18 protein-coding genes are annotated in these 20,178 nt (G+C 40.2%); 10 read left to right on the forward strand and 8 right to left on the reverse strand.

The genetic code is table 11. The annotated features are described in order from the left end of the window. Positions 1-4 precede the first annotated feature (4 nt). The 8 genes from K6V48_RS03475 (at position 5) to nrdI (ending at position 8,849) form a co-directional block, all read left to right on the forward strand. Positions 5-484 carry a GtrA family protein gene (locus K6V48_RS03475; protein ID WP_222368018.1) on the forward strand — a complete coding sequence of 160 codons (480 nt, stop codon included), beginning with the start codon at positions 5-7 and terminating at the stop codon, positions 482-484. A gap of 150 nt (positions 485-634) precedes the next feature. Next, positions 635-3,034 carry a glycoside hydrolase family 3 C-terminal domain-containing protein gene (locus K6V48_RS03480; RefSeq protein ID WP_222368058.1) on the forward strand — a complete coding sequence of 800 codons (2,400 nt, stop codon included), beginning with the start codon at positions 635-637 and terminating at the stop codon, positions 3,032-3,034. A 44-nt stretch (positions 3,035-3,078) separates the two neighbouring features. Next, positions 3,079-4,092 (forward strand): glycosyltransferase family 2 protein, encoded by a 1,014-nt coding sequence (locus tag K6V48_RS03485; protein WP_222368021.1) that lies wholly within the window; start codon positions 3,079-3,081, stop codon positions 4,090-4,092. A 78-nt stretch (positions 4,093-4,170) separates the two neighbouring features. Beyond that, positions 4,171-5,082 carry an aldo/keto reductase gene (locus tag K6V48_RS03490; RefSeq protein WP_222368022.1) on the forward strand — a complete coding sequence of 304 codons (912 nt, stop codon included), beginning with the start codon at positions 4,171-4,173 and terminating at the stop codon, positions 5,080-5,082. 9 nt (positions 5,083-5,091) lie between these two features. Continuing rightward, positions 5,092-5,544 carry a GNAT family N-acetyltransferase gene (locus K6V48_RS03495; RefSeq protein ID WP_172066594.1) on the forward strand — a complete coding sequence of 151 codons (453 nt, stop codon included), beginning with the start codon at positions 5,092-5,094 and terminating at the stop codon, positions 5,542-5,544. Positions 5,545-5,638: 94 nt separating this feature from the next. Continuing rightward, positions 5,639-7,390: an aspartate--tRNA ligase gene (aspS, locus tag K6V48_RS03500; RefSeq protein ID WP_222368024.1), complete on the forward strand. Its 1,752-nt coding sequence runs from the start codon at positions 5,639-5,641 to the stop codon at positions 7,388-7,390. After that, positions 7,377-8,315: a YitT family protein gene (locus K6V48_RS03505; protein ID WP_404830134.1), complete on the forward strand. Its 939-nt coding sequence runs from the start codon at positions 7,377-7,379 to the stop codon at positions 8,313-8,315. Before aspS ends, K6V48_RS03505 begins: the two co-directional genes overlap by 14 nt. Positions 8,316-8,393: 78 nt before the next feature. After that, a complete protein-coding gene (nrdI, locus tag K6V48_RS03510; RefSeq protein WP_222368025.1) occupies positions 8,394-8,849 on the forward strand; it encodes a class Ib ribonucleoside-diphosphate reductase assembly flavoprotein NrdI in 456 nt (151 codons plus the stop codon). Between the two features lie 145 nt (positions 8,850-8,994). Here nrdI and pulA read toward each other — a convergent pair whose 3' ends face one another. From pulA to K6V48_RS03540, 6 genes are all read right to left on the reverse strand, one after another. Then, positions 8,995-11,046 (reverse strand): type I pullulanase, encoded by a 2,052-nt coding sequence (pulA, locus tag K6V48_RS03515; protein ID WP_222368026.1) that lies wholly within the window; start codon positions 11,044-11,046, stop codon positions 8,995-8,997. A gap of 23 nt (positions 11,047-11,069) precedes the next feature. Further along, the gene (locus K6V48_RS03520) at positions 11,070-12,053 is read right to left on the reverse strand and encodes a LacI family DNA-binding transcriptional regulator (protein ID WP_024391307.1); all 984 of its coding nucleotides are present in this window, start codon (positions 12,051-12,053) and stop codon (positions 11,070-11,072) included. A gap of 9 nt (positions 12,054-12,062) precedes the next feature. Continuing rightward, positions 12,063-12,845: a DUF1189 family protein gene (locus K6V48_RS03525; RefSeq protein WP_172066599.1), complete on the reverse strand. Its 783-nt coding sequence runs from the start codon at positions 12,843-12,845 to the stop codon at positions 12,063-12,065. Between the two features lie 61 nt (positions 12,846-12,906). Continuing rightward, positions 12,907-13,749 (reverse strand): sugar ABC transporter permease, encoded by an 843-nt coding sequence (locus tag K6V48_RS03530; RefSeq protein ID WP_105126507.1) that lies wholly within the window; start codon positions 13,747-13,749, stop codon positions 12,907-12,909. Position 13,750: 1 nt separating this feature from the next. After that, entirely contained in the window at positions 13,751-15,046 is a 1,296-nt protein-coding gene (locus tag K6V48_RS03535) for a sugar ABC transporter permease (protein WP_024391304.1), read from the reverse strand. Positions 15,047-15,163: 117 nt separating this feature from the next. Then, positions 15,164-16,423, reverse strand: a complete 1,260-nt coding sequence (locus K6V48_RS03540; protein WP_024391303.1) for an extracellular solute-binding protein — start codon at positions 16,421-16,423, stop codon at positions 15,164-15,166. 305 nt (positions 16,424-16,728) lie between these two features. On the opposite strand from K6V48_RS03540, the gene malQ reads away from it, so the two are divergent. Beyond that, positions 16,729-18,249, forward strand: a complete 1,521-nt coding sequence (gene malQ, locus K6V48_RS03545; protein WP_222368027.1) for a 4-alpha-glucanotransferase — start codon at positions 16,729-16,731, stop codon at positions 18,247-18,249. 39 nt (positions 18,250-18,288) lie between these two features. On the opposite strand, the gene K6V48_RS03550 is transcribed toward malQ, so the two are convergent. Further along, positions 18,289-18,471 carry a hypothetical protein gene (locus K6V48_RS03550; RefSeq protein WP_222368028.1) on the reverse strand — a complete coding sequence of 61 codons (183 nt, stop codon included), beginning with the start codon at positions 18,469-18,471 and terminating at the stop codon, positions 18,289-18,291. Positions 18,472-18,579: 108 nt separating this feature from the next. Between K6V48_RS03550 and K6V48_RS03555 the strand changes: the two genes are divergently transcribed. Next, positions 18,580-19,104 carry an ABC transporter permease gene (locus K6V48_RS03555; protein ID WP_222368029.1) on the forward strand — a complete coding sequence of 175 codons (525 nt, stop codon included), beginning with the start codon at positions 18,580-18,582 and terminating at the stop codon, positions 19,102-19,104. Between the two features lie 36 nt (positions 19,105-19,140). On the opposite strand, the gene K6V48_RS03560 is transcribed toward K6V48_RS03555, so the two are convergent. Continuing rightward, a complete protein-coding gene (locus K6V48_RS03560) occupies positions 19,141-20,055 on the reverse strand; it encodes an SH3 domain-containing protein (protein WP_222368031.1) in 915 nt (304 codons plus the stop codon). Positions 20,056-20,178: the final 123 nt, after the last annotated feature.

The raw sequence follows: 20,178 nt of genomic DNA on the forward strand, positions 1-20,178 counted from the left end.
CAGTATGAAAGAATGGATTGCCAAACACCCAGATTTGTGGGAGTTTATCAAGTTTAATGTCTTATCAAATATCGCAACCATTACAAACTTCTGCGTCCTTTGGTTGTCAACCAATTTCCTCTTTACAGCCTTGTCAAGTCAGCCATTTCACTGGTTTATCTTTCATTATTCCGAAGAAAATGGCGGATTGAACGGCTTTCTCTCCTTCCTCTTGGCTTACATAGCAGCACAGGTTGTCAACTATATTGTCCAAAGGAAGTTGGTATTCGGAGCAGAAAACGATATATCCAAAACCCTCCATTGGTATATCTTGACTGTTGTCGTTGCAGGAATTTTGTCCATCGTGCTGCCGCCTTACACCACTCAACTCTTTACATCTTGGGGCTTGAGCTTGGGCTGGGCACAGACAGCGGCCAATTGGGTAAATATTTTCGTTCAAGTGGCTGTCAACTATCCAATGATGAAGTTTGTAATCATGAAATAAGAAGTGATGAACACAATCTCCCTAGAATTTTCTGGGGAGATTTTGTTATAGCAGATTATGCCTAAAATCGTACAGATTATGAAGAAAGCGTTTTAATTGTTCCCTTCGTCTGATATGATAGTGATAAAGAAATAGAATGAGGAAAAGATGATGAAGCATCAGGAGATTATTAATCGTTTAACATTGGAAGAAAAAGCAGCTCTCATGTCAGGAAAATCTGTTTGGGAAACAAAGGATTACCCTGAAAAAGGAATTCCATCTATCTTTTTGTCTGATGGACCTCATGGAATCCGCAAGCAAGAAGGTGAAGGTGATCACTTAGGGCTGAATGCCTCTGTCCCTGCAACTTGTTTCCCAACAGCTGCTACCTTGGCAAATTCTTGGGATGTAGATCTAGTTGAACGTGTCGGACAAGGTCTCGGCGCGGAAGCAAACAGCTTGGGTGTCAATGTCATTTTGGGTCCGGGGCTTAATATCAAGCGCAGTCCCTTATGTGGTCGAAACTTTGAGTATTATTCAGAAGATCCATATCAAGCGGGAAAACTGGCGGCCGCAATGATCCGGGGAATGCAGTCGCAAGGTGTTGCGGCAACGCCTAAGCATTTTGCTGTAAACAGTCAGGAATTGCGACGTATGGCTTCAGACTCCATTGTAGATGAGCGCACGCTGAGAGAGCTCTATCTGACAGGATTTGAGATTGCAGTGCGTGAAGGAAATCCAAAGGCAATCATGTCTGCCTATAACAAAATAAACGGCGTCTACGCTAATGAAGACAAGCGCCTCTTGCGTGACATTCTTCGTGATGAATGGGGCTTTACAGGCTTTGTCGTATCGGATTGGGGAGGCTCGAATGATCATGTCCTCGGTGTTGAAAATGGTAGTCATTTGGAAATGCCAGGTACTAAAAAGGTCGGTCAAAAGGAAATCATTGACGCTGTTCAGTCTGGTCGTCTATCCGAGCAGGTATTGAATGAGCGCGTGGATGAGCTACTTGATGTAGTTTTAGAGTTGGCTCATGCTGAAAAACGATCTGTAGATTATTCTGAACAACATGAATTGGCCCGTCAGGCTGCTGCTGAAAGCATTGTATTATTAAAAAATAAGGATCAAATCTTGCCCTTATCTAGTGAGACAAAAATAGCTCTCATCGGAGAATTTGCCCAAAATCCTCGCTATCAGGGAGCTGGCTCTTCTTTAATCAATACAAGACAATTAGATAAAACAGTGGATTGCATCGCAGATTATCCATTAAATGTCATTGGTTACGAACAAGGCTATCAACGTGTAGATAAAGAAGACAGGGTGTTAGTTGACAGGGCTGTCAATCTTGCAAACCAAGCGGAACTTGTTCTTTACTATATGGGGTTAGATGAAATGAGTGAAAGTGAGGGCTTGGATCGTCATCATATAAGTCTCCCTAAAAACCAGTTATCCTTACTGAATGCCTTGGTAGGGACAGGTAAAAAAATCGTTGTTGTCCTATCAGCAGGCTCAGTTGTGGATATGAATTGGGATGTGGATGTAGATGCGGTTCTTCACGGATATCTATCAGGAGAAGCTGGTGCCAGAGCCATGTTAGATACCTTGACAGGTCGTGTCAACCCGTCAGGGAAACTAAGTGAAACATATCCTGTTGAGTTAACAGATATTCCATCTTCTGAGGAATTTCCTGCGGAGGGAGATTTTGCTCTCTATAAGGAAGCCCTCTATGTAGGCTACCGTTACTTTACAAGCATTGACAAGACTGTCAAGTATCCCTTTGGCTATGGATTGTCCTACACAGACTTTTCTTACAGTCAATTGGATGTGACCGAATTAGGAGTCACAGTCACTATTACAAATACTGGTCTGGTTGATGGTGCTGAAATTATCCAATTGTACGTAGGCAAAGAAGATAGTCAGATTTACCGCCCTGCAAAGGAGTTAAAAGGCTTTAAAAAAGTATTTATAAAAGCAGGCGAGTCCAAACAGATTTTTATTCCTTTTGAGGACTACACGTTCCGTTATTTTAATAAAGAGACAGGCCAATTTGAAGTAGAGGCTGGAAATTATCTCTTGTATGTAGGTGCAAGTAGTCAGGATATTCGCTTAGTTGGCGAGATTACCCGAGAAGGCACTGTAGACCAATTTCCTGCTTCAGAACAGCTTCCGACTTATCTGACAGCCCAGGTGCAGGCTGTTTCAGAGCAGGATTTTGCACAATTGCTTGGACGTCCAGTTCCAGAAGAAACCTGGAAAATTGGTCAAGAATTGAGCCTGAACGATCCAGTTTTGAAACTCCAATTTGCTAAGAGTGGATTGGCACGTGGCGTGCATAAACTATTGGCTGGCTTACTGAAAAAAGCAGAGCAGAAAGTGACTCCTGACTTGAACCTGCTGTTCCTCTATAATATGCCTTTTAGAGCAATGGCAAAGATGACAGGAGATATGATTGATTTGCCGATGGTGGAAGGGATTCTAACCATTGTCAATGGCCATTTTTTCAAGGGCTTTGGTCAACTATGGAGAGCCTATCAAGCAAAAAGAAAATATCAAAAGCAACTTTCCTGAAAATGTGATAAAATAGTAACAAATTGTGTCAAATGGAGAGAAAGATGACCTTACTAAGTATTGCCATTCCGAGTTATAATTCGGAGGCTTACCTTCATTACTGTGTTCATTCCCTTGTAATGGGTGGTGACAAGGTTGAAATTCTGATAATCAACGATGGCTCGACCGATCGGACTCAGGAAATCGCAGAGAGACTAGAGAATCAATTTTCAAACGTACGTGCCATCTATCAGGACAATAAGGGCCATGGCGGAGCTGTAAATACAGGGATACGTGAGGCCAAGGGTAAGTACTTTAAAGTCGTGGATTCAGATGATTGGGTCGATACTAGGGCCTATTTGAAGATCCTAGAGAGTTTGCAGGCTTTGGAAGATGAAAATACGCCAGTTGATACCTTTATCTCCAACTTTGTTTATGAAAAAGAGGGACAATCTCGTAAAAAATCCATGTCTTATCAATCCACTCTACCTGAGAACCGTATCTTCGGATGGGAGGATGTAGGTGCTTTTGCAAAAGGTCAATATATGATGATGCATTCCTTGATTTACAGGACTGAGTTGTTAAGAAAGGTTGGTCTCGTTCTACCTGAGCATACCTTCTATGTGGATAATATTTTTGTTTTCACTCCTTTACAGGCTGTAAAAAAAATGTACTATCTTCCAGTAGATTTTTATCGCTACTTTATTGGACGAGATGATCAGTCTGTCAATGAATCCGTCATGATTAAACGAATTGACCAGCAGTTAAAAGTCAATCGGATTTTAGTGGATGATTTAGATTTAGAGACAATTGACAATCCTGATTTACGAAGTTATTTGCTCAATCACGTGGAAATCACGACCATTATCTCCTGTGCTCTTCTCAATCGTGCTGGGACAGCTGAACATATGTTGATGAAACAGGCGTTGTGGGATTATATCCGTGACAACAATCCAGCGCTCTTTAAGGTTGTTCGCAAGGGATTGTTAGGCCAGTTGACCAATCTTTATGGCTACCCAGGACGAAAAATTTCCAATGCTGTCTACAAAATCGCTAAAAGAATTTATGGTTTCAACTAAATGACAATAAAACTCAGTTATGGCTGAGTTTTTCTGTTATAATGAATAGAAGAAAAACGTTTACAAGGAGTATTACCTATGCAAGAATTAGGACAAACAGGCTTACAAGTTTCCCGTATTGCTTTAGGCTGTATGCGAATGGCCAGTTTAAATGAAAGGGAAACGGCAAATGTTCTAGAAACTGTGGTGCAACACGGCATCAATTTTTTCGATCATGCAGATATTTATGGTGGTGGTGAGTCAGAAATACGTTTTGCTCAGGGAGCAAAATTGGCAGGATTGAAACGCGAGGACCTGCTTCTCCAATCAAAATGTGGTATTCGTAAAGGCTATTTTGATTTCTCAAAAGAGTATATTTTGGAATCTGTAGATGGAATTTTGAAGCGCTTGGATACGGAATATTTAGATGTTCTCGCCTTACATCGTCCGGATGCTCTAATGGAAGCAGAGGAAGTAGCTGAAGCCTTTTATCTCTTGAAAAAAGCGGGGAAGGTTCGTCATTTTGGTGTCAGCAACCAAAACATTTACCAAATGGAGTTACTACAATCCTATCTCGATCAACCGCTAGCAGTCAATCAATTGCAGCTCTCTCCTGCTCACACGCCTTTGATTGATGCTGGACTACATGTCAATATGAAAGATGATGCTGCGATTATGCGTGATGGTGGGCTAATTGACTATTGCCAACTTAAAAAAATCACTATCCAAGCCTGGTCTCCTTTCTTGATTGATTTGCAACGAGGTATTTTTGCCAACCATCCAGATTATGCTCTTTTAAACCAGACCATTGCGGAAATAGCAGAGCGATACAATGTTTCACATGAAACAATTGTCGTAGCTTGGATTTTGCGTCATCCAGCAAAGATTCAAACGATTGTTGGGTCCATGAATCCGGAGCGCTTAAAAAAGATTGCACAAGCTAGTCAGATTACCTTGACTAGACCAGAATGGTACGACATTTATAGAAGTGCGGGCAATATTTTGCCCTAGGAGGCAACTATGCAGTGGGAAATAAAAGCATTTGACCAACTAAGTTTACAGGAGCTTTACACTATATTGACGCTGAGAAACAATGTCTTTGTTGTTGAACAAGCCTGTCCCTATCCTGAAGTAGATGGAAAAGATCCAAATTGTCTTCATCTCTTAGGAACCATCAATGGAGAGTTAGTTGCATATCTGCGTATTTTACCAGCTGGCGTAAGTTATGATGAAGTTTCCATCGGTCGTGTGGTCATCAAGCCTAGTCATCGTGGCAAAGGTTTAGGTCGCCCAATGATGGAGCAGGCGATTCACTATATTACAAACGAATGGAAAGAAAGTCAGATTAAAATCGGTGCCCAAGCCTACCTAGAAAAATTCTATCAATCCCTTGGCTTTGAACCAGTATCTGAGGTATATTTGGAAGATAATATTCTGCATCTGGATATGTTGTATAGTAAACCAGTCAACTAGGGCTGGTTTTTCGATTTTTCTCGGCAATTTCCCCCAAAAATCAGTTATTTTATGGTAGAATGAATAGGTATAAAATCAGTAAAAGAGGAAGAAAATGAAACGTTCTATGTACGCTGGACGTGTTCGTAAGGAACATGTCGGACAGGAAATTACTTTGAAGGGTTGGGTTGGCCGCCGTCGTGACTTGGGTGGCTTGATTTTCATTGACTTGCGTGACCGTGAAGGCATTATGCAATTGGTGATTAACCCTGAGTCAGTTGAAGCTGAAGTGATGGCAAGAGCGGAGAGTCTTCGTTCTGAATTCGTTATTGAAGTAACAGGAACGGTTGTGGAGCGTGAGCAAGCCAATGACAACATCCCAACAGGAGCTGTTGAATTGCAAGTAACCAGCTTGACAGTGTTGAACATGGCCAAGACAACCCCATTTGAAATCAAGGACAGCATTGAAGCCAGTGATGATACCCGTCTTCGTTACCGTTACTTGGATCTTCGTCGTCCAGAAATGCTAAACAACTTTAAATTGCGTGCAGCAGTAACTCACAGCATTCGCAACTACTTGGACGACTTGGAATTTATTGATGTGGAAACTCCAATGTTGACTAAGTCAACACCAGAAGGTGCGCGTGATTACTTGGTACCATCTCGTGTGTCAAAAGGCCATTTTTATGCCCTTCCACAAAGTCCACAGATTACTAAGCAGCTTCTGATGAATGCAGGTTTTGACCGTTACTACCAAATTGTTAAGTGTTTCCGTGATGAGGACTTGCGTGGAGATCGTCAACCTGAGTTTACACAGGTAGACTTAGAAACCTCATTCTTGAATGAGGTTGAAATCCAAGACATTGTAGAAGGATTGATTGCTAAGGTTTTGAAAGATACCAAAGGAATTGATGTAACCTTGCCATTCCCTCGTATGGCCTATGACCATGCTATGAACTTCTACGGTTCAGACAAGCCGGATACTCGTTTTGAGATGCTTTTGCAAGATTTGACAGAGTTTGTCAAGGAAGTTGACTTTAAGGTCTTCTCAGAAGCATCAGTTGTCAAAGCCATTGTGGTCAAGGGTGCGGCGGATAGTTACTCACGTAAAGACATTGATAAATTAACAGATTTCGCGAAGCAATTTGGTGCTAAAGGACTTGCCTGGGTGAAAGTTGATAAGGGAGAATTAGCTGGCCCGGTTGCCAAGTTCTTGACAGGCGTTACAGAAAACTTGACAGAAAGTTTACAACTTGAAGACAAAGACATGGTTCTCTTTGTAGCTGATGAATTGGAAGTAGCTAATAATACCCTGGGGGCTTTGCGTAACCGCTTGGCTAAGGAACAAGGCTTGATTGATGAAAGAAAGTTCAACTTCCTCTGGATTGTAGACTGGCCAATGTTTGAGTGGTCTGAAGAAGAAGGGCGTTATATGAGTGCCCACCACCCATTCACCTTGCCGACAGAAGAAACAGCTCATCATTTAGATGGTGATTTGGCGAAGGTGCGTGCAGTTGCCTACGATATTGTTTTGAATGGTTATGAATTGGGTGGCGGTAGCCTTCGTATCAACCAAAAAGACATGCAAGAACGGATGTTCAAGGCTCTTGGCTTCTCTGCTGAGGATGCCCATGAGCAGTTTGGTTTCTTGCTAGAAGCTATGGACTACGGCTTCCCACCACACGGGGGCTTGGCTATTGGTTTGGACCGCTTTGTCATGTTATTGGCTGGTGAGGATAACATTCGTGAAGTTATCGCCTTTCCGAAGAACAACAAAGCATCTGATCCAATGACACAGGCGCCGAGCACGGTTGCATCAGCACAATTAGAGGAATTAGCTTTAAACATTACACTTGAAAATGAATAAATTTTTCAGAAAACAGCGTGTACGCTTTTTAAGAAAGGCCAGAAAGAATAAGTTTTGGTCGGTCATTTTGGGAATTTCTCGGGAAAAATATGCTGAACGGATATCGGGGTCCATTATTTATGGACTCCTATCTAGTATCGCGGTGAATTTTTTCTTTAGACCTGGGAATGTCTATTCGTCTGGAGTTACCGGTCTAGCACAAATTGTTTCTGCATTATCAGCCTCTTATGTAGGATGGAATATTCCTATTTCTGTAGTCTATTATGCTCTTAACATTCCCTTGCTGATTTTGGCTTGGTATAAAATTGGTTATAAATTTACTATCTTTACCTTTATTACGGTATCGTTTAGTTCTTTCTTTATCCAATTTATGCCACCAGTTACTCTGACGACAGATCCTTTAGTCAATGCTATTTTTGGTGGTCTCATGCTGGGAACTGGGATTGGATTTGCGCTTAGGAACAATGTATCCAGTGGTGGTACTGATATTGTTTCCATTATTATTCGCAAGAAGACGGGACGACAAGTTGGTTCCATTTCCTTGATTGTCAACATTATGATCATGTTGATAGCAGGGATGACGTTTGGTTGGCAATATGCCTTGTATTCAATGGTTGCACTGTTTATCTCCAGTCGAATGACAGATGCGATTTTTGTGAAACAAAAACGGATGCAGGCCATGATCATTACCAGTTATCCTGATCGCGTGATTAAGATGATACACAAGAAGCTTCATCGAGGGGTAACCATTATCAATGGTGCCGAAGGGGCGTATAATCATGAGCAAAAGACAGTGCTGATTGCGATTATTACACGTGCAGAATTTAATGAATTTAAATATATCATGAAAAAAGCTGATAAATCTGCCTTCGTCTCAGTAGCAGACAATGTAAATATCATCGGTCGCTTCGTGGAAAGCGACTAATTGACAAACACTACATATAGGAGTAAAATATTATTTATATCCCATATGTAGTGTTTTTTTAGTGTAAAGAGGAAATGTATGAAGAAAAAAATTTATTTAGTTTACATTAGCTTAAGTGGCAATACAGAAAGTTTTGTGAAACGCCTAAAGTCTTTTTTCCAATTTCAGACAGACTGGGAGATTGAATTGGTCCATGTCAAAGATTTGGTCAAGCAGGATATTCCCTTCTCCCCGCTAGATGCCCCCTTTGTCGCCTTTTTACCAACCTACTTAGAAGGTGGAAATGGAGTGGACAACGGAGATGTGGAAATTCTGACCAATCCTCTTGGAGATTTTATCGCCTTGGGGACCAATGCAGAGCTCTGTTTGGGTGTCGTTGGCTCAGGCAACCGCAATTTTAACAACCAATATTGTCTGACTGCCAAGCAGTATTCTGAGCGATTTAATTTTCCTGTCATAGATACCTTTGAACTCCGTGGAATGCAAAATGATATAGAGCGAATCGGTCGAAAAATTATTGAATTGATGAAATGAAAACAGCCCCATTATTTGGGATTGTTTTTTTTGTCAAAAAAAAAACTCACCAGCGCGACCAGTGAGTTTTAAGGAGATTATGAAAAATATTTAGGATTGATTATAGTATACCCTAGGTGAGGAGTTCTTTCATCAGTCTAAAGCCCTATTTATCTTCCAAAATACAAATACTTTGTCCTGCGATGGTGATTTTTTGTTGATCATGTTCTTCAACTGGAGGATAGTTGTAGAGAACCGTCTTGTCTTGATCACGTTCAAAAGTAAAGTCACTATCCGCAAAATTAATGATAAACTGAATAGTTTTTTCTTCGCTAATGACCTGGTATCGGAGGACAAACTCAGTTAACCAGTAGAAATCACATGTTTGTTGAATACTTTCGTAGTTGTCTTGGCTAAGAATTGGATTGTTTTTACGGAAAGCAATTAATTCCTGAATGAACTCGATATGTTCTTTGTAATGAACAGCTCTTGTCCAATCTAAACGGTTAATTGTATCAGAGACATTGTATGTATTGTCAATCTCATCTTTTGTACGGAAAAATTCTTGTCCGCTATGAATAAAGGCCATACCCTGAGAAATCAAAATCAGTTGAAGTCCAAAGCTAGCAGCACGTTTTTGTTGCTGAGGTGTCCAGTTTGGATTTTCAATATGGAAATAGTCAAATGCAGTAGCATTATCATGGCATTCAATATAGTTGAGAGATTGTTGCGGTGTTAAGAAATGAGTGAGACGGCTACCTGTCAAAAGATGCTGAACCTTTTCATGTAATTGTTTGTCAATCAAACGGTTCGGATTAAGTAAGAGCTTCTTGAAAGTATCACGATAGTCGTCATTGAAGAAACTGATATTTGGTAATTGTGCCGCATTGTATTGGTGAGCAAGTTTGTCATATTCTAGACCAGTAGCCATCTTCCAACCTTCACCATAGAGATAGACATTCGGATGCAGAGCAACTAATTCAGCTTGAATCTGGTTGATTGTTTCACTATCTAAAATACCCATTAAATCGAAACGGAAACCATCAAAGCCATAGATTTCTAGCCACTGACGAAGTGACTGTTTGATGTAGTTTCGGACCATGCTTCGTTCGCTGGCAACATCATTGCCACAGAATGTTCCGTCTGTACGCATACCATGCTCATCATAACGATAGAAATAACCAGGAACGATGAGTTCGAAGGCATACTTTTCCGCGTGATAGACGTGGTTGTATACAACATCCATGATAACAGAAATGTCTGCATCATGATAGGCTTGGATCGCTTCCTGTAATTCTAAAATGCGAGCATAAGGATCGTTCGGTTGGCTAGAATAGGAACCTTCAGGCAAATTGTATTGCATAGGGTCGTAGCCCCAGTTGTAAACAGCTTGTGGTTTGTTTTCATCTACACTACCAAAATCATAGACAGGCAATAATTGGATATGGGTAACACCTAAATCCTTGACATAGTCCATTCCCAGCTTCATTCCATCCATGATAGGAGATTCTGTTAGGCCGAGGTATTGACTGCGATGGTTAAAACCAGCCTCTTTTTGCCATGAGAAGTCACGGACGCTCATTTCGTAGATAACTGCTTGCGAAATTGGAAACTGAGTATTTGCACGTCGAATACGATGAAGTTTATCAGGATTAATCACGTAGCTATTGCCAGAATTTGCCTGAGAAGATAAGGCATACGGATCATGAACGGAGATCCATTCTCCATTTACCTTGTGGAGATAGTGGTAACTTTTAGTTTCCAAATCTCCCTCTACTGTGACTTCCCAAACACCTTTTGATCCCCTAGTCATCGCATACGGATTATCCTCGAGAACGAGAAATACCTGTTTAGAAATAGGAGCCCACAGCTTGAATGTAGTCGCATCTGAACGATAGTTTGCACCCAAATCGTTCCCGTTATAGGTGTAAGTTTGTTCAAAAATAGCAGAGCGGACAATATGACCGTAACCTAGTTCAATGTTATTGCGGTCTTGATCATAGATGGTATAGTCTTTGTCCAATGTTAAAGCGTGCAAGCTAGTTAAATAGTAGATGATTTGATTGTCTACTTCTAAACAAGAGTGTATAAAGAGTTGAGATGTAGCATCATTTGATTCAAGTGAGAAACTCATATGTTCAGAGTCAAATCGTTTCTCCATGACCAAGCGAATGGTAGCTTCATCATCAAGAAATGCTTGGAATTGTCGTAAAGCCATGAGCCAAAAGGCTCCTTTCTAAGTTAAAGTTCAGTAATTGTATGTGGAATGACACGACGGTAGCAAACTTGCTTACCTTGTTTGTTGTCATTGATGATTTGATGCAGTGTATTGAAAGCAACACGTCCCAACTTAATCGCATGGACATCTACGTAGGCATCAATATCTAGTTTTGGTTTGACAGAGTCAAAGGAAATGATTGGCAACTTAATATTTGCCTCGTTGAGGTATTTAACAACCCCTTCAGCCACGGAAGTATCGGTTGTGACGATTGCATCCAAGTCTTGTTTGAGCAATTTTTTTGAGATTTTATAAGAACTATCTTCAAGCAAGAAACCAGACACGAATCTTACTTTGTTTTCATCCAGTGGGATATTGTGTGATTTCAATGCATTTTTGTAACCTGAGTACCGGTCCTGTGATACGACCAGCTCCTTGTTACCAGCAACAAACGCGATATTCTTGTAACCTTTATTGATAAAGTAGTTTGTTGCCTCAAAACCAGCCTGAATATTATCATTATCGACGAGAGAGATAAAAGGAGAGTCAGCTTTACCCAAAATTAAGAAGGGGAAATTATGCTGGATGGCAAGTTGCACTAAAGGATCATCAGGTTTAGAATACAAGAAAATTAATCCATCAACACGTTGACCGTAGACCATCTGCGAAATCGCTTCTAAACGTTGCGCCTCATTCTTTCCAGTAGAAATCTGGATGGCGTAGTTGTGATCAGCAGCTACTTGAGAAATCCCCCGCAATGCAGTTGGGAAAAAGGGGTTTTGATAGAAAACATCTGAATCATCAGGTAAAATTAGACCAATTACCTGAGTGTAGCTACTTACTAAACTACGTGCATTTAAGTTTGGATGATAGTTGAGCTCAGTCATCGCTTTGCGGACGAGGTCTTTTGTTTTTTGGCTAATAGCAGAGCTATTTTGAATAACACGCGTCACAGTAGAGGGAGACACCCCTGCTAATTTTGCGACGTCTTTGATTGTTGCACGCATAATAATCTCCTAGTTCTCATCTCTGAATTTTGTTTTGAAAAATACCCATAATAAGCATAGCACAAAAAGGATATTTTGTAGAGTCAAAATAGTAGTAATTGGCTGGCCAAACAAACCAATTAGGCAGGCAATAATCGTCGGAAAACCTAAACAATTTAGAGAAAAATTGTAACATTCAGCGAAGGTTCTAAAATGGAAAAGGCGTGATTTTTTTGTTAAGTAAAGGAAGAAACTAGCACCTAATAGGATAAATAGTAGGTTGAATGCCAGAATAAATGAAGATACCAATGTCACACCGAGTCCAACAACTGCTTTATTGGCTTGATACCAGTTTTTTGAGATCGCAGCACGAAGCTGCTCTTTGTTAGCAAAGTCATCTGTAGACATTCCATCATAAGTGATTTCTGCTAATACATCTTGACCTTTTCGAATGATCAGGTTACTCTCTTTGAATTGGAATGAGAAGTCTTTACTAGTGCTAACAGTGTCTCCGAAAGTAACTTGCTCCCATTGTTTGGTACCAGTGTAAACGAATTTTCCTCCAGTTAATTGACTATTGGCGTGAAGGTCGGTTACTACGTCATCAGATAAGGGTTGGTAAATTCCCTCAACAAAATTATCAAGTGGATAAGTCTCCAATGAAAAAGTTTGTAAGGTTGGAGGAATCACAAGGAGAGCAACTAAAAAGATTGTTGTAAATAGACGTTGCCAAAGGTTCATTAGTTTCCGATTGGCAAACATTTTTCTAGGTGTGGCAATGCTGGAAAAATATGAAAATGGATATGGTAGCATAAATTAGTCCTTTCATAGATATCATAGCCCACCCATAAAAAGGGAAAAGGGTGGGACAAGATTAACCCTTGTCGCCACCACTTGTAAGACCAGATACAAAGTTCTTTTGTAGGAAGAAGAATAGAATACTGATAGGTAGGGCAATGAGAATCGCACCTGCCGCAAAGTATGATATCTTAAGATTCTTAGGATCGCTGATGAAGGTTTGTAGACCCACGGCAACGGTATAGAATTCTTTTTCACGAAGCAAGAATTTTGATAAAATATAGTCCCCGAAAGGTCCCATGAAAGCCCAAAGTGCTTGTACTGCAATCATTGGACGAACCAAAGGCAAAACGATTTGCCAGAAACGTCTGAAGTGACCAGCACCATCTAGCTTAGCAGATTCGTCTAATGAAATTGGAACTGTATCAAAATATCCTTTCATGAGCCAAGCATTCATTGGAATACCACCGCCAATATAAAGGAAGATAAGGAACCAGCTCTTGTTTAATGCATTTAGCATGAGGGCCATAACGAAGAAGGCGGTCAAGGCAGCCATTGTTGGTACCATTTGAATAATCAAGAAGAACACCAAACTTTGTTTACGAGCCATAAAGTTGTAACGACTATATGCATAACCTGCAAGGACAACGATACTTGTTTGAACAATCATTGTAACGGTAGCAATAATCAGTGTATTCAAGTACCAAGTTCCATACAGCGTTTCATTAAACAAACCTAGGAAGTTATCAAACGTAAAATTAGTAGAACCATCCAATTTGAAGGCAACCACGTTACCAGATTTGAAGGCAGACATGATTGTGATCAAAAGAGGATAGATAATAATGATAGACAGTGCAATCAAATAGAGATAAGTTAAAATATGATTAACCCTGCGTCTAAATTTTACAGATAGTTTCATCTTAAACGTCCTCCATTTCAAATGCATTTAATTTCTTGAATGCAATCATTGAAATACTGATAACAATCAATGAAATAATCAAGGTAACGGCAGCGGCCATTGAGTATTGAGGTGATGTACCAGTTGTCAGTTTGTAAATCCAAGAAATCAGGATATCTGTTGCCCCTGCGCCACCACCGACACTACCAGGACCACCATTATTGAAGAGGTAGATGATAGAGAAGTTGTTGAAGTTGAATGTATATTGACTGATCAGAGTTGGTGCTGCCACAGCCAAGATCATTGGGAAAGTAATGTTGTTGAATTTTTGAATAGCATTAGCACCATCAATATAAGCAGCTTCGTACAAGTCATTTGGAATTGATTGTAGAATACCAAGTGTCAATACGTAGATATATGGGAAACCGAGCCATGCCTGCATCATAATCAAGGCGACTTTAGTCCAAAATGGATCAGTTTTCCAAGGGATTAAGAAATTATCAATAAATGGTAAGAATTTACTCAAGAAAGGTAATACTTGTGTATTAATGGCACCTACACTATCGTTAAACATGTTACTGAATGTCAAGATAGTTACGAAGGCTGGAACCGCCCATGGAAGCAAGAAGATAACACCAAAAATACGTTTTCCTTTGATAAATGGTTGGTTTGCAATGATAGCTGTCAAGATACCGATAACAATTTGGGCAGTTGAAGCACAAAGAGCCCAGATAATGGTCCAGCCAAGTACAGAACCAAATGCTGTACGGAAAGTACTCAATTTCCAAATATTTGTAAAGTTACTAAACCCAACCCAGTCTAGCAATGCACCAGGAGGTAAATGCTTAAAGTCATAGTTTGTAAAAGCGATAAACAGTGTTACTACAACAGGGAAGATGATAGCAAACGTCATCGCAATATAAGATGGAATAATCAACAAGTAAGGGAAGCCATTTTCATAGACTCCTTTAATCATATCTTGCAAAGAAGTAGTAACTGGATGACCAGCATTCCACCGCTTAGCAGTACTGTGAGCATCTTTTAGGTTCAGTGCATAAAACGCCAAATAAACAACTGTGATAATCAAATGGAAAGAACCACGAATCAACATGAAAAGAGAGTTATCTTGGCCACGTTGACTACCTAAAGTGACGAGATTTCCGAGTTCACCAGCAGCAATTGTAATAAAGTAGATTAGAAAAGCAACCGACACCCCTAGAAAAATATATCCCTTTGCTTTTTGTTTATTATAGATTTGCCCAAGACCTGGAATCAGGGACAAAAGGAGGGCCTTGCCTGGATTTTGTTTCATAGTCATAGTCTCCTTTGAGAATAGGAGTTAGTATATTATCCTAATTTTCATTACTAACACCCTTGAGTAAATTTAAGTAATAAAGTAGACTGGGAAGAATTCCCAGTCCAACTTTAAACTTGACTAGTTGCTGTGTTTTTGAGCAATCTCATCTGCAATAGCTTTTACAGCATCTGTTGCAGCAGTTTTAGCGTCTTTAGCACCACTTGCTGCTTCGAAGAGCATGTTACCAGCTGGTGTCCAAACTGAACCCATTTCTGAGATGTTTGGCATTGGTTGAGCTGAAGCGAATTGGTTGATAACAGCAGTTGTCAACTCATCGTTTTTGCTTACTGCGTATTCACGAGCTTCAGTGTTAGCAGGAATTTCGTTTGTAGCATCGTAAAGTGCTTTTTGTTGATCTGTAGAAGTCAAGTAGTCAACAAATTTTTGAGCCAATTCTGGGTTTTTAGAACCTGTAGGAACAACCCAAGCTTTACCACCACCAAATGCTGCGTAGTTTTCGCCATTTGGAAGAGTTGGGATAGTAGCTACACCGTAGTTCACACCAGCTTCTTTATATGAAGCTGCTTTCCAAGGACCTTCGATGACTGCAACAGCTTTACCTTCAGTGAATTGAGTGTTGATCAAGTTGTTAGCAGCTGTGCTATCTTGAAGACCTTGAGGCCATTTTTCATACCAAGTTTTAGCGTATTCAATCGCTTTAACAGCACCATCGTTTGCAAGACCGATATCTTCTGGGTTAGTACCGTTATCACCGAATACGTAACCACCGTAACCTGCTAAAAGACCATAAGTGTAGTAGAAGTTTGTCCAGTCAGCAAGGAAGGCAGTTGTTTTACCAGTTTCACCTTCAAAAGCATATTTGCTATCTTTAGCCAATTCTTCTAATTCAGCAAATGTTTTAGGTGCAGCTGAAACTAAATCTTTGTTGTAGTAAAGAACAAGTGTTTCGATAACTGCAGGTGAACCGTAAACTTTACCGTCGTTTGTTACAAGAGCAGTTGTTGTATCATCAGTTTTGCTGCTGTCAGCAAGTGTCAATTCTGATAATTGACCTTCAGAACCAAGGCTACCTACGCGGTCGTATGGTGCCATCATAACGTCTGGAGCTGAACCAGATTGGTTATCCAATGACAAGTTATCCAAACCAGTCAATGCATCACCAGTCTTAACTGTAACAGTTACATCGTTTTCTTTTTCAAAAGCAGCTTTGACATCATTGATGTAAGTTTCATAACCTTGGTCAATGTAGATTGTCAACTCTTTGCTTTCGCTAGCAGCGCTAGATGAAGATGTTGATGAATCTGAGTTTGAGCAAGCAGCCAAAACAGCAGTTGATGCAGCTAGAAGAGCAACGCTCTTAAGAAGTGTGTGTTTCATATTCTTCCTCCAAGAATAAAAATAGTGATGATACGCTTGCTAGGTGCAAACGTTTTCCTAATGTGCCTTTATTATACACCATCGCGCACACGTTTGCAAGCGTTTTTAAAAAATTTTTTCAAAAAAATTTTTAATGCAATTTCGAGCAATTATTTTTTTAATTATTTTAATGAAAGAAAGTGAAATATTTCTCCAACTTTTAAAGAATTATAATGAATATTGCTTGATTTGTTTAGACCTTGGGTATATAATATAACGAGAAAACGTTTGCACTACCAATTATAGTGCGAGAATAGGGGATATAAATGAAACAACGCCAAAGTGGAGTGCTCATGCACGTCTCATCATTACCAGGAAAATATGGAATTGGTTCAATGGGCCAAGCAGCTTATGATTTTGTTGATTTTTTAGTTCGCACAAAGCAACGCTATTGGCAAATTTTACCGTTGGGAACGACTAGTTATGGAGATTCTCCATATCAGTCATTTTCGGCATTTGCTGGTAATACGCATTTTATTGATTTCGATATATTAGTCGAAAAAGGTTGGCTACAATTAGAAGATTTACAAGGTATTGATTTTGGTCAGAATCCTGTAGAAGTAGATTACGCAGCAATTTTTCAAGCTCGTCGACCATTATTAGAAAAAGTAGTTGCGAATATCAAAGCGCAAGGTTTGCCAGCTGAGTACGGAATTTTCTTGACGGAAAATGATTTTTGGATCCATACATTTGCTGAATATATGGCCATTAAAGAGCACTTCGATCTCAAACCCTGGACTGATTGGGAAGACCAAGGGGCTCGTTTGCGTCTTCATGACACTTTGGAACACTATCGTCACTTGTTGGCAGATCGAATTGATTATCACCGCATTACACAATACTTATTCTTTTCACAATGGAAGGCTTTAAAGGCTTACGCCAATGCCAAAGGTATTGAGTTTGTTGGGGATATGCCAATCTACATTGCTGCAGATTCTGCTGATATGTGGGCCAACCCTCATTTCTTTAAAACGGATGAAGAAGGCAAGCCGAGTGTGGTTGCAGGTTGTCCACCGGATGCATTTTCAGAAATTGGTCAGCTTTGGGGCAATCCAATTTATGACTGGGAAGCGATGAAACAAGACGGCTTCACATGGTGGGTTGCACGTTTACGAGAATCTTTCAAGATTTACGATATGGTTCGAATCGACCACTTTATCGGCTTTGCCTCTTTCTGGGAAATTCCAGCAGGTGAAGAAACTGCTGTAAACGGTTACCGTGTTGAAGCGCCAGGTTTTGAATTATTTGATACAATCAAACGTGAACTTGGCGATTTAAATATTATTGCTGAAGATTTGGGCTCTGTGACGGACAAGGTCATCCAATTGCGTGATACGATAGGTTTTCCTGGTATGAAAGTTTTGCAGTTTGCCTTTGACCCTGAGGGCGACAGTATTGAAATGCCACATAACCATCCTAACAATGTGGTGGCATATACAGGTACGCATGATAATGATACGATTCTTGGTTGGTATGAAAACGAAACGACTCCTGCTTCACGTGCATTCTTAGATAAGTATAGCAATCGACGTGATGATGAAACGGTCCATCACGCCCTCTTCCGCCTTCTCTTTGGATCCCCAGCCTTCATGGCTGTTGTAACCATGCAAGACCTACTTGGCTTAGACGGTTCTGCACGCATGAATTTGCCAAATACACTTGGTGGTAACTGGACATGGAGAATGACGGCAGATCAATTGACCCCAGAGATTGAAGCGGAATTGCTAGACCTTACAGAAACCTATCGTCGTGTTAATGTGCATTTGGTTAATGAAAAATCAGAATAAAATGAACTCCTCTAAGCAACGGACTTAGAGGAGTCTTTGTTATCTCTGTTTACGGACATAGAGCCAGTAACGAATCCAGTAGTAGATGGTGTAGAGTAGGCAGGCTACGATAGTCCAAATGAAAAATGTATTCAGCACTATAGCAAGACTTGGCAATAACCAGTTAATCAGTAGCGTAACTACAAAAATAATCACTCCGATATAGGTGGGCAATTTCTTCATGAGGTTTCCTCCTTTGAATTTAGTACGACAAAATTATATTTGTAGTCAAATGAAGTACATGGTTGACAAAACAACGATATAAGAGTAAAATAATACAAGGAGGTTCATATGAAAAAACCAATTCATTTATATATTCTTGTTACTCTATCAGTTATCCAAAGTTTGTTAAGAGGATACTCAGCTTTTTTTGCAAAATATGATGAAGAATCGACACGACAAATGTTTCAAAATTTGAACGTCACAGGACTAGATGAGACAATTTTTGATTACATGAAAGAGTTATTTCTTTTCCAAACCAATATCATCAATAAGGGGCTAGTAGTTGTTCTTCTGCTAGCAGTTATTGCAACGATTGTGTTACTGTTTCTGAAACGAAATGAACAAGCTTCTTATACTTACTTGGGCTATCTTTTTGGAACTCTGGTATTTTCAACCTATGCATTTATTGGTTCGAAAGGGGTGGCACAGGTTTATACCGATGCAGTCATGCGTCAAGGGGTAGAATCTCAAGCTATGCTTGGATATATTTTTCAAGTAGTGCTGTTTGCTATCTATTTTGGGATAACAATTTTCTTCCATTTGCGTAAACCAAAGGAAAAACCAAGCACAGCCGTTAATTCAACAGATATATAATTCAATAAAGCGCAGTCGAAAGATTGCGCTTTTGAGTTAAGAAATAGCTATGTAGCGTCGTATGCCTGAATAACTAATATAGCTAATCCACAGCCGACCATCAGCAGTTATTAGCTTGTCGTAGTGCACTGTGGCGCCGGCATCGTAGTAGGTGATTTCAGGACTGGATAATTTCGGGGCATTTCGAACGCTGGAGCGTATTTTTACTCTATAGGTACCCGATGAAGGGAGTTGGGGCAAGGAACTTGTTTGGTGGGATTGGCTCAAGGAATAAACTGGGATATAGCGCCGAACGCCTGAATAGCTGATATAACTAATCCAACATTGCCCTTCAGCTTCTATGACCTTATCATAATATACTTTCTCACCGTTCTCATAGTATCCAACGGTCGTACTAGCCTGGGTAGCTTGAGATTTTATAGGAAGACGACTGGAAAATGTATAGACTCCAGTGGATGGAAGTTTTGGCAAGGCAGAAGAAGACAAATCCTTAAAGTGGATGTAGCCACTGACGGAGTTTCTATTAATGGTTCTGCGATTGTATTTGTACTGATAACCGTAGTTATACTCTTCTATTTCTACAGTGTCTCCATATACTGCCGACACCCACGCAACATGCATGGGCGATTCCCACCAAGCGATGGCTCCTACAGCTGGTATCATATCCACCTTATATCCCTCTTGTCTAGCGCGATGACCCCAGACATTGGCGTTACCATAAGCTGGTGGTAGTGTAAATCCGTTGACCGTACTGAGTCGGAAGGCAGAGAAAGAAGTGCACTGTCTGGTATAGAGTCTCCAAGGGTCTACGGCATTGATGGCAGAATAGGGATAATTATCCCCAAGAGTAGTGGCGGAAGCAAAAAACGACGAATGTATACTGAAATAGATGATACAAGCCGTTATCGCAAGTTGATAAATGGTCCCTTTCTTTTTAAAAAGATTGTTCATGAATCCTCCTTCTAATAGATGTTGAGATACGAATGATCCCTTTTGTAGTCATTTAGTTTATCTTTGATTACTTCGCATTGCCCTACTTCAGTTCAGCCTGCAGCTCGTTGCCTTGTACTAAAA

The organism is Streptococcus suis, assembly GCF_019794555.1.
Lineage (GTDB): Bacteria > Bacillota > Bacilli > Lactobacillales > Streptococcaceae > Streptococcus > Streptococcus suis_AB.